Annotated in this window: 9 protein-coding genes; all 9 read right to left on the minus strand. The window is 35.3% G+C overall.

Translation table 11 applies throughout. The annotated features are described in order from the left end of the window. Positions 1-31 precede the first annotated feature (31 nt). Positions 32-2,236: an endo-1,4-beta-xylanase gene (locus JC605_RS23135; protein WP_198858443.1), complete on the minus strand. Its 2,205-nt coding sequence runs from the start codon at positions 2,234-2,236 to the stop codon at positions 32-34. 15 nt (positions 2,237-2,251) lie between these two features. Beyond that, entirely contained in the window at positions 2,252-3,616 is a 1,365-nt protein-coding gene (locus JC605_RS23140) for a glycan-binding surface protein (protein ID WP_198858444.1), read from the minus strand. A gap of 31 nt (positions 3,617-3,647) precedes the next feature. Further along, a complete protein-coding gene (locus JC605_RS23145) occupies positions 3,648-5,279 on the minus strand; it encodes a RagB/SusD family nutrient uptake outer membrane protein (protein ID WP_198858445.1) in 1,632 nt (543 codons plus the stop codon). A 10-nt stretch (positions 5,280-5,289) separates the two neighbouring features. Beyond that, the gene (locus JC605_RS23150) at positions 5,290-8,457 is read right to left on the minus strand and encodes a TonB-dependent receptor (protein ID WP_198858446.1); all 3,168 of its coding nucleotides are present in this window, start codon (positions 8,455-8,457) and stop codon (positions 5,290-5,292) included. A 575-nt stretch (positions 8,458-9,032) separates the two neighbouring features. After that, positions 9,033-9,689, minus strand: a complete 657-nt coding sequence (gene fsa / locus JC605_RS23155; protein ID WP_198858447.1) for a fructose-6-phosphate aldolase — start codon at positions 9,687-9,689, stop codon at positions 9,033-9,035. A gap of 605 nt (positions 9,690-10,294) precedes the next feature. Then, complete coding sequence (gene xylA / locus JC605_RS23160; RefSeq protein ID WP_198858448.1) at positions 10,295-11,620, minus strand: xylose isomerase; 1,326 nt, start codon at positions 11,618-11,620, stop codon at positions 10,295-10,297. Positions 11,621-11,629: 9 nt separating this feature from the next. Beyond that, on the minus strand, positions 11,630-13,111 hold the full coding sequence (locus tag JC605_RS23165; RefSeq protein WP_198858449.1) for a xylulokinase: 1,482 nt from the start codon (positions 13,109-13,111) through the stop codon (positions 11,630-11,632). A gap of 1 nt (position 13,112) precedes the next feature. Further along, positions 13,113-14,120: a GntR family transcriptional regulator gene (locus JC605_RS23170; protein ID WP_198858450.1), complete on the minus strand. Its 1,008-nt coding sequence runs from the start codon at positions 14,118-14,120 to the stop codon at positions 13,113-13,115. Between the two features lie 503 nt (positions 14,121-14,623). Continuing rightward, the gene (locus JC605_RS23175; RefSeq protein ID WP_198858451.1) at positions 14,624-15,658 is read right to left on the minus strand and encodes a glycoside hydrolase family 43 protein; all 1,035 of its coding nucleotides are present in this window, start codon (positions 15,656-15,658) and stop codon (positions 14,624-14,626) included. Positions 15,659-15,665 lie beyond the last annotated feature (7 nt).

Below are 15,665 nucleotides of genomic sequence, written 5' to 3' on the forward strand. Positions count from 1 at the left end.
TTGCACTATGGATATATTACTAATTAAATATTTAAGGTTTTTGTAATTCTCCTGAGAAACCTAAACTCACATCTTTTCCGGCAAGACCGTCTGCTGTGCCTTTATATGCATGTTTACGAACATAATTTGCATCCCAAATATTTGGAGACTCGTTTGGAAGCCAGTATTCATGTTCTTTTGAATTATCGGATACTCCCCAAATTGTGATTCCGTATTGCTGACCTGCAGGAATGTATTTTTTGTACATATCAATAACATACTGGTACATTTCTGACTGAGAGGCTTGCTGTGCAACTGTTGGTGTAGCAGTTCCTAATCTGATATCTAATTCAGAAATTTTAATCAATTTTCCGGTAGCTGCCAATTTTTGGAACATTTGAGCAATTTTGTCTTTATCTGTATTTAAATCAATATGCATTTGTGTTCCAATTCCGTCAATTCTAGCGCCTTTGCCTTCAATGTATTTTACGTATTCGATTAATCCGTCACATTTGTCTAATCTAGATTCTAGGTTGTAATCGTTAATGAAAAGTTTATCTGTTTCATTTCCGTATTGACGTGCTAGTTTGAAAGCTGTTACAGCGTAATCTTTTCCTAGATATTTAATCCATGAGAAATAATCTGCAGCTGTATCGCCTTCTGTTCCGTTTCTTAGCGTTCCATCTTCTTTCATTGGTTCGTTTACAACATCCCAAGCAAAAACGCTTGTTTTGTAATGTGTCATCATTTTAGAAATCCAATCGGTCATGGCATCTCCAATAATTTTAGTTTTCTCAGCATCTGTTTTTTCAATTGTCACTGGAGCTGTTGCACCGCCACCAGCAGATGATCCGTCTGTTACTGTAACATTATCAATATAATAAGTGCCAGCAAGTAATCCTAAATCAAAATTGAAACCTGTTTCTGTTCCAGCTGCTGTTATTTTCCACTCAATTAATTTCCAAGTTGTAGAAGTTGCCTGATTTCCTTGGTATTGAGCTGACCCTCCTGTTGTTGAACAACGTACAGAACCTGGTGCTTCTGAACGAATCATATACGAAATTGTGTAATTTTTTCCTGCTGTTAATGTTGAAGTAAAATCTGCATGAATTTGCGTTTTCCATTCTCCACCAGAATTATCGGTTGCGTTGATTACTTTCATTGCGCCGTTTCCTTCGTAAGCCTCTGATGCCGATGCCGCACTCAAGGCATCTGTAGCTCCATTGTATTTTGCCCATCCGGTTATTCCTGAATTAAAATTACCGTTGGTCACCAAATTGGTTACAGCTGTAGCCGCATCAAGATCAACAACTGCAAGTGTATTGGCATCAATCAAGTAGGTTACATTTGGAAGATATCCTAAATCTAAATTAAACTGAAAACTTGTGCTTCCTGATTTAAAATCGCCTGGCGCTAATTTAATTTTAACTTGCTGCCAAGAAGAAGTCGTTTCAAAAGCTTCTGTCCACGTTCCTCCAGTGCTAAACCAATCTTTATATGGATATTGATTAGCTAATGATCCATTGAACGAAATGCGTCCTTTTCCGGCAACATCTGATTTTATATAAAATGAAATTTCATAATTATGCCCATCAACTATTGGCACATTTGGCGAAGTTAATTGCAAATTGTAAGCTGCAGAAGAACTTGCGCTAGATTCTAATTGAATTGCAGACGAAGTGCTTGTTAGTCCAGCATTAGCAACTGTTGTAATGCCTTTTCCTGGGTTATTTCTAGCCCATCCTGTGAAAGTTCCGCTTTTAATAGGTGTTAGATCCAAGACATTTGTACCGCTTGAACCTGGAATTACTGTTGGGGCAATAATACCGTTTAGATAACTAGCATTTTGATTGGAATGCCAAACTAAAGTGTGTCCGAAAACTGTTAATCCAGCACTTTTTGTTGCTGCAATAAAAGCATCTACGGTGGTAAAGTTAATTTCTCCTTTAGAGTTTACCATTGCACCGTGCTTCATTTCGTAACCTGGCGTTACTTCGTCAAAATTTTCGTTTACGATTTTTCTATAAGCAGCATCGCTCATGTATAAACTTATTCCGATTCCGTTTCCTAAAGTAAAATCAGAGTAGTTTTTTAATGGTTCGTAACGGCTAATTTTTTCTACTAAAGCCAGCGGAAGTTCAGCTCCTGTTACTTCTCCGTGCTCTGGGTCTTTTCCCCACTCCATCAAATTATCATCGCATGATGACAAAATCATTAGTGATGAAGCAATTATTGGTATGATATATTTATATTTCATTTTGTGGTTGTTGGGTTAGTTAAAATCATTGTAAACTGGCGTATCTAATGGTACAATTCTCCAGTTGTCAGTGTACACTTTTACAGAAGTTGCTTTTGAAGGGAATTCTACTTCGCTTGCGTTTCCTGTTACGTTAGATAGTTTTACATCAGAATTTTCGAAGTAAATTCCAAAGTTTTGGTACGTTGCCGCTTCACGATATGCTAAAACTGTTTCGAAAGTAAATGCTTCTTTAGACCATGCATAGAATTTGTTTAACGGAATTGTAACTGTGATCCATCCTGTTGTATTTACGCCAATTGCTTTACCATCTTTAATCCAAGGAACATAATTGTAACAAGCTCCTGCCCATTCTCCGCCATTAAAGTTATTGATCATACAAATTTTTAAGAAGCCTGATTCTCTCCAAACATCTGGCACATAGATATCAAACTGAAATGCTACTTTGTCTAATGCTGTACTTGCTGGAATGTATGGGGTTAATTGTGCTCTCCAATTGTCTACTCCATTTCCTGCTGTCCAAACTTCAGAACAACGGTTTTTAGCGGCATCAAAAGAAGCGATACGAGCTGGACGATGAGGTACGTATTTTCCTTGAGATGTGTTTCCTGTTCCTAAAACTGCCGATTCTAAATCTGTTGGCTGAATCATACTTGTTGAAGTTCCCCAATATCCATGAGAACCTTGTCCGTCAAAATCTAATAATATTCCTTTTTTGAAGTTAAAATATCTTGGAGAATAAACACCTCCATTTGATGTTTCTGCGTAAATTGAACCTCCTAAATCTGAAATTCCGTTTGGAACAACTACTGTAAAAGATTCTCCTTCTTCGTCTGAAGTGATTCCTGTTGTTACTTCAACATTTCCTGGAAAAACTACTTTGCTTACTTCTGTTAAGCCTGTTCCTGAAACAATAATTGTTTCTCCTGGATTTGGCATTGTATTGGACATACTTATAATAGAAGGTTTTCCTGCGCGAATTTGAAAAGGAAATGTGACTTCGTTATTGTCGTTTACAAAACGAATTGTATTTCTTACTGATGGATCTGCATCTGTAATTGGAGTATCTGCTGAAATGCTCACTAACATTGAGGTATTAGAAACAAAAACAACATTGAAATAAGTAGAATATCCGTTAATATATACTTTCTTCAAACCTGCAAATCCAGAACCTTCAATACGCAATAGCTGTCCTAAACGAGCAAAACTAACTTCTCTATCAGGTACAGATGAATTTACATCTTCTAAAAACACTTTTGTAATTGTAATTGTGCTTCCTTCTGAATCGTTATTATCGCAAGAAGTAAACAGCATACTGAAAACCATCATGCTAAGAAGTGCGATGGGCGCCCAATACTTTTTATTTAAAATATATTTCATATTTATATCTTTTAGTTTTTTATTTCTGAAACTAGAATAAGTCTTTTATTTTCTCTTCTGTAAACTGATACGGAACAGGATTTTCTCTCAATAATGGATTCTGAACTAATTCAGATTCTGGATAAGGAAGAGTGAAAATGGTCGCGTCGATTACACCAATTGCTCTCGGACTTGTCGCTTTTGAAGCATCAACCGTAACTGTATTTGTGGCCGTATCGTACAAAATTGGAGTTATTGTTCCTCTGTTTTGTCCTGTAACGTAGTTAATTACTTCTTGCTGTTTGTAGTAAGCTCTACGAACTAAGTCGTACCAATATTGTCCTTCCATACATAATTCAACTCTTCTTTCATGAATAATATCTGCATAAGTCAAAGTTGTTTTTGGGTCTAAGCCTGCACGTGCACGAAGTCTATTTACGACTGAAATGGCTGTTGCATCTGCTGTTGAAGCATTGTTTCCTAAAGCTGCTTCTGCGTAATTCAAATAAACTTCTGCAAGACGTAACATATAAGTGTTTAAAGCAGAATTCATACGGGTAATTTTAGAATTATCTTTTGTAGAACCTACGACACCTTTTTTAACCGTTAGGAAATCTGCAGTGTGATCTACAGTATAACCGCCATTTGCTTTATTAATTTCAGCATAATGATCGCCATCTCCCATAAAAGTTGCTCTACGGCGAAGATCTTTTGACTCATATTCTTGTAAAACATTATAAGAAGCTCTTGTCCAGTATCCCCAAGCGGCATCGTCTCCTGTAATATCAGAACCTAAAGCAAAATAAGCTTGCTGCGTATTGTTTACTCCGTAATCTCCGTTTGGAACCCATTGCAGTGCAAACATTGATTCTGAATTATTGTTATTATCAATCATGAATAAATCTTCATAATTTGCCATTAAACTATATGGCCCAGAACTCATTACTTTTTCTGCAGCTTTTTTAGCCAAATCAAGATATTCTTGGTTGCGGGTTCCGCTGTTTGGGTTGTCGCTTACTCCCGAAAATGACAAGTAAACGCGAGATAGCATTCCGAATGCGCTATATCTTGTTAAACGTCCAGATTGACCAGCAGTTTCAGGAAGATATTTTGCTGCAAATTCTAAATCACGTATAGCGAATTCATAAACATCTTTCATTGGATTTTTATTCACAATTGGATTTTTTACCAATTCGCTTGGATTTGTAGAAATGATTACATCTCCCCATAGTGAAGCCAAATACCAATAAGCCGTTCCTCTCATAAAACGAGCTTCGGCAATGTATCTATCCTTAACTGCATCACTCAACGGGCTTCCAGAAATCCCGATGATCACGTTATTAGACTGTTGCACTACATTATACAATGATGCCCAAGCCGAAACCAAAGGTCCTGTTAATCCTGTTTCTGTTAAATCTGTAAACGGATAAACGTAATCTGAGAAAGGCGCATACATGTTTGCAGCACGTCCGTCTCCTAATCCGTAATAAAATTTATCATTAAAATCGAACCATACTTTGTTGTACAATGGTCCTGTTGCTGCCTGAAAATCAGACTCGCTTTTATAAAAATTCTCTTTTGTTATTACATCATTCGGTTCAACATCTAAAATGTCGCTGCAACTCGTCCAAACAAATGGCAATGCAATAATTAAAGCCGTATAAAATATTTTCTTTGTTTTCATTGTGCGTTTTTTAGAAATTAACAGTTAATCCAAGTGTAGTGATTGTTGGTGAAGGATAACGTCCGTTATCTACACCATTTAAAAGCTGATTTTGGTTTATTGCTCCAACTTCTGGATCGTATCCTTTATACTTCGTAAAGGTTAAAACATTCTGCATGTTTGAGGTCACTTTTACATTTGAAATTCCGTACTTAGAGTATAAGTCTTTAGGAAGATTATACGATATTGAAATGTTTTTAAGTCTTACATAAGATCCATCTTCTACAAATCTGTTGCTTAAACGATAATTAGATGCCGAAGAAGCCGAAGAAGCTGCAATTCTAGTCATGTAAGGATCTCCACCTACAATCTGAACGTTACGATAATCATTTGGTCCGTTCGGATCGATTAGTTCTAATTGTGCATATCCTAAAGCAGTTTTTAATAAGTTGGTATTCTCACGAGGGTTTTCTAACCATCTTCTTTGGTAATTTAGAACTTCATTTCCGTAAGAACCGGTAAATAAAATGCTTACATCAAATCCTAAGAAAGAAAAACTATTATTAAGTCCGAATGTAAAATCTGGATTAGGATTACCAATATAACCAGCATCTTTTTCGTTGATTACACCATCTTTATTCGCATCTTCAAACATATAATCTCCAATCCAAACACCATTTTCACCAATTGCCATTCCTTCAGGCAATGCTGTTGGTTTTACTACTCCGTTGGCATCTTTATAATAGAAATCTGTTGCTTTTTCAAAACGTCCGATTACTTTATAGCCATAAAATTGTCCTAATGGCTGTCCAACAGCAGTACGAGTAACAACCGTTACGTCTGAACCTTGTTGTAAGGTCTGATCGTAAACACCAGATTCTGAATTCAGTTTCAATACTTTAGATCTATTCACTGAAATATTGAAATTTGATTTCCAAAGAAAATCTTTTCTCTGCATGTTAATCGTGTTAATAGTGAACTCAAAACCTTTATTTTCAAGAGATCCAATATTAGCAAAAGGTGGCGTTGTAGCTCCTTGCCCTGTTGTTCCTACATAAGCAGGAAGTGATAATCTTAATAATAAATCGTCTGTTTTCTTGTAATAAGCATCTGCTGTGATTTCAATTCTATTGTCTAGAAGTCCGATGTCTAAACCAATATTAGTCTGGTTTGATTTTTCCCATTTAAGGTCTGGATTTGCTGTATTAGTTGCAATTTGTCCGCTTCCCCAATTTGTAGCAGAAGTACCGTAAACAGAAGTGTAAGCATTATTTGGTACGCTTGAGTTACCTGTTACTCCCCATCCAGCACGTAATTTTAGGTTGCTAATTGTCTGGTTTTCTTTCAAAAATGATTCATTTGAAACTTTCCAAGCTAATGCAGCAGATGGAAACCAATCCCATTTGTTGCCTTCAGCAAATTGTGAAGATCCGTCTCTTCTAATTGTTCCTGTTAGAATATATCTATCATCAAATGTATAAGTTGCTCTTGCAAAATAAGAACTAAGCGATTTTGTAGAACTTGCATTTGAGTTTCTTGCTGTTGTTGGGTCACCTGCATTTAAATCTGTTGCTCCGTTTGTTAAATAGCCTGAACGGTAACCGTATAGATTTTCCCAGTTTTGCTCTTGAAGCTCTTGAGCCAACATCGCATTAACATTACTTTTTCCGAATACTTTATTATAAGTCAATGTATTTGTCCAAATCCAGTTTTCGCTAGTAGATTTTGTTCTTGATCCTTCTCTTACTTCGTTTGATAATGCTCCAAAAGTATAAGATGGATTAAAAGTATATCTATTTCCAAAACCATAATCTATAGAATATTGTGTTTTAAGTTTTAAATCTTTTGTAAAACCAATTTCTGCATACACATTCCCTCTAATTCCGTAATCTTTTCCGTGATTATCTTTAAGCATTGCAATTCCGAGTGGGTTGGTTTGAACGAATTCAGTTGTATCTGGTCCATCAAAAGTTCCATCAGCATTACGAGACGCTACGTTTGGAGTTTGTTTTAGTGCCGTTAAAATCACAGAATCATCATTAACTGTTGTTACCTGATTGGTTTTGTAGGTATTTAAATTCACTCCAACCTTCATCCATTTTTTTACTTGAGAATCGACTACAGCTCGAATCGTCATACGATCAAATGAAGATCCGATTATTGTTCCTTCCTGATCAAAATAAGACATTCCTAATGCATAAGTGGTAGTATCAGATCCGCCTGAAGCAGATAAATTATAACTCTGGATTAAACCTGTTTGAAATAATTCGTCTTGCCAATTTGTTCCTTCTCCTAATAAATCAGGACGAATAAAATAAGGGTCTCTTTGTACGATTCCTAAATCTGCTCTTGTGTTTTTAAGCGTTCCATATTCTCGCAAATTTAGCACTTGCAATTCTTTAGGCATTTGCTGCCATCCTACATAACTGTCAAAATTTAAAGTCAAATCTCCTTTTCTACCTGTTTTAGTTGTCACCATAATTACTCCATTTGCAGCTCGAGATCCATAAATAGCAGTTGCAGAAGCATCTTTCAAAATATCGATCGAAGCGATATCTTGCGGGTTAATTCCTGAAAGCGGATTTGTATTTAATGAACCAGAATTACCATCTATAATGACACCATCAATTACATAAATTGGCTCATTAGAACCTGTAATAGAACTTATACCACGAATACGCACCGAAGAACTTCCGCCTGGTGTACCACTATTCTGCTGAATCTGCACCCCAGCAGCTCGTCCTTGTAATACCTGATCTATAGTTGTAGAAACAGATTGTGTTACTGCTGCACTAGATATAGAAGAAATAGCTCCTGTTAAATCTGCTCTTTTTGCAGTTCCGTATCCAATAACAACAACTTCTTTCAAGTCATTTAAATTTTCTTCTAGTACAGCATCAATTTTAGTTTTATTGTTCACCGCTACTTCGTGCGGTTTATATCCGATAAAGCTAAAAACTAAAATACTATTAGTAGGAATAGATTGGAGCGTATAAGTTCCGTCAAAATTCGATACTGTACTTGTTTTAGTTCCCTTTACAATAATATTGACACCCGGTATTGGTCCGGCACCATCAGTTACAGTACCTGTAACAGTAATTTGTGCATTTACCGAAGCAGAAAATACCATCATCAGGATTAAGAACCCCAAATTCTTAAAGTATTTAGATCTGCTTTTAGTAATTAAAAAGTTAGTCATAAATAATTGGTTTAATGAGTTAATAGTTGGTTTAGTTAGTTTCTATTTGGCGACTATAGTATTGCTTTCAATTTTTAACATTTCAAGCGAATAACAACTTATAGTCAAAACAAATATATGCAAAAAACAACAATACACAATCGGTTGCGTTAATTTTTATTCTCAATTTGAAAAAAATATCATTAAAAAAAAGAATTATACGCAGTAAAATTTAAAAATTATTAAACAATCATCAAAAACAGTATTTAATATCACGAAAACGTTAGAGATAATAAATCGTTTAATTCAAAATCTTAAAAAAAACATAAAATGTTAAATTCTTATTTTTTTTAAGCAAGTACTAAAACGATGTAGTAACCGTCGTAAAATTCGTCATAAAATAAATCTTTGTCAATCCCTTATAAAACGGGACTTAAGAAATATTAAATACTGAAAACCAATACACTAGACCCTATAATGTATATTTCTTACAAAACTTAAGAAAGAAACAATCGGTTGCTTTTATTTTATAAAAAAACTCCCTTCTAAATAACTAGAAGGGAGTTTAAAAACTACAAAAAATGAAAAATAAAATATTATAAGTTCATCTTTTTGGCATCTTCAACAAATTGTTTCAGACCAATATCTGTTAACGGATGTTTCAACAATCCTTTAATCGCAGAAAGGGGTCCTGTCATTACATCGGAACCAATTTTTGCACAATTGATAATATGCATCGTGTGTCTCACAGAAGCCGATAATATTTGAGTTTGATAATTATAGTTATCATAGATTTCTCTAATTTCCGAAATCAGATGCATTCCGTCTGTTGAAACATCATCTAAACGTCCTAAAAATGGAGAAACGTAAGTCGCTCCTGCTTTTGCCGCCAATAAGGCTTGTCCAGCAGAAAATACCAAAGTTACATTGGTACGAATTTCTTTTGAAGAAAAATATTTACAGGCTTTTACACCATCACCAATCATAGGCAATTTCACTACGATCTGAGGATGTAAAGCGGCCAATTCCTCGCCTTCTCTTACCATTCCTTCAAAGTCGGTTGAGATTACCTCAGCAGAAACATCGCCATCAACGATATTACAAATGTCAAGATAATGTTTCAGGATATTTTCTTTTCCTGTAATTCCTTCTTTTGCCATTAAAGACGGATTGGTGGTTACGCCGTCTAAAACGCCTAAAGCCTGCGCTTCTTCAATATCTTGAAGATTGGCAGTGTCAATAAAAAATTTCATAAGTTTTTTGGTTTATTAGTTGTTATAAATAATTCTTTATCATCGAATGAATCGCATAGTGTGTCATTTCGACGAAGGAGACCCGAGCGATAGCGAACAGGCGAAGCAAATCTTCGCGAGAAACTCGACAAAGATTAGTTATTTACTTTGTGGAGCTACTTACGGAGATTTCTCCTTCGTCGAAATGACAAAACTGTACGTTTTTTTCTTTGTGTAGATAAATTTAGTAGAGATGCACTGTAGTGTGTCGAAATTTTAGTGAGTGAAAAATGTGCATTTCGATTGATTCTGCTCTTCAAAAAACCTTCAATAAAAAAAACTCACTTATTATTTTATCAAACTGACTTTTTATTCATTTCAATTTTCAAAAAACAGTAACTAAACCTTCAATCTGTTTTTCTTGAATCTTAATGTAAAAAAGCCATAATCTTAATACACATTTTCGAAGTTTTTATCTAAAAAAACATTTTTAGACATTTTAACGTTTTATAACTATCATGTTTAAAAATTAAAACTTTTTCTAGATTTTTTTCTCACTAAATATTTTGGAGAAACCTAACAGATTTTAGAAATCTGTTAGGTTGAATATTTAAAATCTAAATCAATTAAATATATTGATTGATGATATTTTCAAACAATTCTTGTTTACCGCTTTGAAGATTTAATTCTCCATTTTCGTGAGCGATAGTATAAAGATCTTTTAAACCTAATTTACCGTCAGCAAAATCTTTACCTTTTCCAGAATCAAAAGAGCTGTATCTTTCTTTTCTTAATTTCTCGTATGGAGAAGAAGAAATGATTTTATCAGCAGTCAGTAAAGCTCTTGCAAAAGTATCAGCTCCACCAATGTGCGCCAAGAAAACATCTTCTAAGTCTGTAGAGTTTCTTCTAATTTTAGCATCAAAGTTAACTCCACCACCTTGTAATCCGCCAGCTTTTAAGAAAACTAACATTGCTTCAGTAGTTTCTTGGATGTTATTTGGAAATTGATCTGTATCCCATCCGTTTTGGTAATCACCTCTGTTAGCATCGATACTTCCTAACATTCCAGCTTTTGCAGCCACTTCTAATTCGTGTTGGAAAGTATGTTGTGCTAAAGTAGCGTGGTTTACCTCGATATTGATTTTGAAATCTTTATCTAAACCATAATTTTTTAAGAACCCAATCGCTGTAGCTGAGTCAAAATCGTATTGGTGTTTAGATGGTTCCATTGGTTTTGGCTCGATGAAGAAAGTTCCTTTGAAACCTTGAGCTCTTGCGTAATCTCTAGACATTCCTAAGAATTGCGCCATGTGGTCTAATTCTCTTCCCATATCTGTGTTTAGCAAAGACATATATCCTTCTCTACCTCCCCAGAATACATAGTTTTCTCCTCCTAAAGCGATTGTAGCATCCAAAGCCAATTTTACTTGTCCACCAGCTCTTGCTACTACATTAAAATCAGGATTTGTAGCCGCACCGTTCATGAATCTTGGGTTTGAGAAACAGTTTGAAGTTCCCCAAAGCAATTTAATTCCAGAGTCTGCTTTTTTCTGTTTTAAGTAATCTGTAATAAAAGCCAAACGTTTTTCTGATTCTGCGAAAGTTGGCCCTTCGTTAATCAAATCGTAATCGTGGAAACAAAAATAATCGAATCCCATTTTGCTAATGAATTCAAAAGCAGCATCTGCCTTATCTTTTGCAGCCTGATACGGATCTGATGAAGCATCCCAAGCAAATTGCTGCGTTCCTGGTCCGAATGGATCGCTACCTTGTCCGCAGAATGTATGCCAATAAGCGATAGCAAATTTAAAGTGCTCACGCATTGTTTTCCCAGCCACAACTTGGTCTGGATTGTAATATTTAAATGCCAAAGGATTGTCAGACTCTTTTCCTTCAAATTTAATTTGGCCAATACCTTTGTAGTATTCTTTATCTCCTAAAACTATCATTTGATTCTTTTATTTATTTGTTAATATTAATTCTAATTCTTGTTTCCATTTTTTATAAGCTGCTTCGTATTCCTCTTTATTTTTTAGAGGCAAAAAGGTCATTACGTGATCGTTTGTCGTAATTCCTGAACCAAATTTTTCAAAGTCACCATCTGTCAAGCCTACTGCTCTTGCCGCTCCTACTGCTCCTGTTGTGTTGTAAATTTCGATTTCGTGACCAATTAATGTGGCAACTGTATTAGAGAAAATTTCGGAACGGAATAAATTATCATTTCCGGCTCTAATTACATTAATCGTTGCATTGTCATCTTTCAAGCATTCCATTCCGTACACAAAAGAAAACGCAATTGCTTCCAAAGATGCTCTGAATAAATGTGCGCTGGTATGAATATTAAAATTCAAGTTTAAAATATGAGATCCAATGTTTTTATTATTGAACATTCTTTCGGCTCCATTTCCAAATGGAATAACAACCAATCCTTGTGAGCCAACATTTATCTGAGATGCTTTTTCGTTCATTTCTTCATACGACTCATTTCCGATATTGTTTCGCATCCAGCGGTATTGGATTCCTGCTCCGTTTATATTCAGCAATTTCCCAACTCTCGGATTTGATTCCGTATAATTCACATGAACAAAGTTGTTTACACGAGTACTTTTTCCTGAATTTGTTTCTGTCACAGCATAGAAAACGCCTGATGTACCACCAGTCGCTGCAACTTCTCCCGGACGAAGCACATTCAATGACAAAGCATTATTTGGCTGATCTCCTGCTCTGTACACGATCGGAATTCCTGCAGGAAGACCAGATTCTTGTGAAGCTTTTTCAGTAACAACACCTTGATTCGTAAAATTCTCTACAATTTTTGGAGTTAATATTGTATCGATTCCGTAATATTCTAAAAGCCAGTCGGCTACTTTATTTTCTTTATAATCCCAAAGCATTCCTTCAGACAAACCATTTTTGGTAGTCGTTACTTCGCCCGTTAATTTCAAAGCGATGTAATCTCCCGGAAGCATATATTTAGAGATCTTATTGTAAACTTCAGGTTCGTTTTCTTTCACCCATTTTAACTTTGAAGCAGTAAAATTTCCTGGCGAATTCAATAAATGCGACATGCATTTTTCTTCTCCAATTTCGGCGAAAGCCTTATTTCCAATTTCAACCGCACGGCTGTCACACCAGATAATTGAATTTCGAAGCGCACTACCGTCATTGTCCACAATCACCAATCCGTGCATTTGGTACGAAATACCAATTCCCTGAATTTTAGAAGCATCGATATTTGATTCTTTAATCGCTCTTTTAGTCGCTGTACAAATGTGCTGCCACCAAATTTCAGGATCTTGTTCTGCCCAGTCTGGGTGAATCGAAAGGATTTCCATTTCGTTCTGCGGTTCATTCAGAACGATTACTTTTTTGCCCGTTTCTGCTTCTACCAAGGCCACCTTGACAGAAGAACTTCCAATATCATATCCGATATAATACATACTATAATGATTCTCTTATTATTAATTTTGTTGGCACATAACACTGCGTTTCTTCGTCATGCGTGATAAATGCCGCTGCTTTGGTTCCTAGTTCTTTAAAATCAGTTGAAACAACCGAAATTCCTTTGTATATAAACTTTTTCATTGGGGTTTCGTTATAAGATAAAAATCCAACGTCTTTCCCTGGTTCATAATCTTTCTCCTTGCACTGTTCTAAAAAGTGTCCCAAAATTCGGTCGCTTACACTGATATATGCAATTCCTTTCTCGATATTGAACTTTTTTGGATCTGTAATCACTTCATATTCAAAACCAAAATCGGCACAGAATTTTTTAAAATATTCTACCGTTTCCCACGGATGATTTGTAAAATCTGGATATACAAATTGTATTTTTTTATACTTTTTAAACAGATCTCCTGCTTCTTTCAAAGACTCATAAAACGCTTTCCCAAAATCCTGAAAAACATAATTATTCGCTTTATCTGCTCTAATATTCCAGTCAATCAAAAGCAGTTTATCTTTTGAGATTGCCGACAATGCTGGCGGAATATCCTTGTGGTCAAAATTCATTACCACATATTTGTAATATTTCCCGATTCCGTTATTAATGATCGTTTTAAAAACATCAATATTATAATGGTGAAACTGCACATCGATAATCACATTATCAGGCAAATTATTCACAACCGAATGATACAAAACCTCTTTATAAGCTTTAAAGGTATCCAAAACCAAAAGCACTTTTCTTGTTTCACCCGCTACATAATAGCCTTTGTTAGGCACAGAATCGATTACTTTTTGATCTTTTAAAATTGAATACGCCTTAAAAACCGTATCTCTAGAAAGCTGATATGTTTTGCAAATCACATTTACAGACGGGAGCAAATCTCCCTTTTGCAAAATATTTTCCGCAATAGCATTTGTAATTCCGTCAACCAACTGCTGGTACTTCGGAATATCACTTTCGTGATTTATTATAAATTCAAATTTTTCTTCTTCTTTTAGCATACCGTTCTGTTCCGTTCTGTTATGCTAAAGTAGCTAAAAATCTTTTATAAAAAATTATTTTTTACATGAATTATGTTATTTTTTTTTAGCTCCGGAAGAGCGTAATATTTATAGAAAATTAAAATGCACATAGATTAAAAACTCCGGCGGAGCGACACATTTATCGCAAAATAATATATCACCCCGCTGAGGCTTTTTACAATTGGGCGTTCTAAAAATTCTATAAATATTTCGTCCCTCTGGGACTTCGCGAGTAACTCCAAATAAGACTCCCATCTTTGTCGAGTTTCTTGTGGAGATTTCTCCTCCGTCGAAATGACAAACTAGATGAAATATCTATAGTATTTTTTTCTATCATAGCTCTGGAAGAGCGTAATATTTATATAAAATTAAAATCCTCACCTATTAAAAGCTCCAGTGGGGCGACATATAACACATCATTATAAAACTCAAAAACAACACAACCGATTGTATTTTTTTTCAAATTTTTTTATACAGAAAAACTAATCTATTAATCTTCTTATTCCGTAAGGATCTATTGTGATAATCGAACCATCTTCTAAATAATCGATTTTGGTTACTTTCATGCTTCGCAAATGTGTTACTCCTTTTGACAAACTAGAATCGTGGTAAAACAAATACCATTCACCTTCTACTTCGCAAATCGAATGATGCGATGTCCAACCCACAACAGGATTCAAAATTCTTCCTTGATATGTAAAAGGCCCATACGGATTATCGCCAATTCCATAACATATAAAATGTGTATCTCCTGTCGAATAAGAGAAATAATATTTTCCGTTATATTTATGAACCCAAGAAGCTTCAAAAAAACGACGATCGTTATCGCCTGCTTTTATAACTTCTCCATTTTCATCCAGAATTAAAATCTCTTTTGGCTCTTCGTCAAATTCCAACATATCTTCTCGAAGTCTAGCTACAATAGGGCCTAACTCTTTTTCATTTGCTAAAGGTTCTTCATTATTCTGATCGTATTTGTTATTTCGGTATTTCTGAAGCTGTCCGCCCCAAATTCCTCCAAAATAGATATAATGTTTGCCATCCTCGTCTTCAAAAACTGCTGGATCAATACTGTAACTTCCTTTTATAGCCTCTTTTTCAGGAATAAAAGGTCCAACAGGCGAATCTGAAATAGCCACTCCAATCTGGAAAATTCCGTTAGCACGTTTGGCAGGAAAATACAAATAATACTTTCCGTTTTTGTGGGCTGCATCTGGCGCCCACATTTGTTTTTCTGCCCAAGCAACATCGTCTACGTGTAACGCTACACCGTTATCAACCGCTTCTGATGAAATATCTTCCATCGAAAAAACGTGATAATCTTCCATCCCAAAATGATCTCCATTATCGTTAAATGGAATTCCAGCATCGATGTCGTGTGAAGGATAAATATAAATTTTACCATTAAATACATGTGCCGAAGGATCGGCTGTATAAATATGTGATACTAAAGGCTTTGAAATCGCCAGTTCATTAATTTCCTCAAAATTAATGTGTTCAATGCTATCTTCAGGCATAGTGATA

Origin of the sequence: Flavobacterium sp. IB48, from assembly GCF_016405855.1 — a bacterium.
GTDB classification, from domain to species: domain Bacteria; phylum Bacteroidota; class Bacteroidia; order Flavobacteriales; family Flavobacteriaceae; genus Flavobacterium; species Flavobacterium ginsengisoli.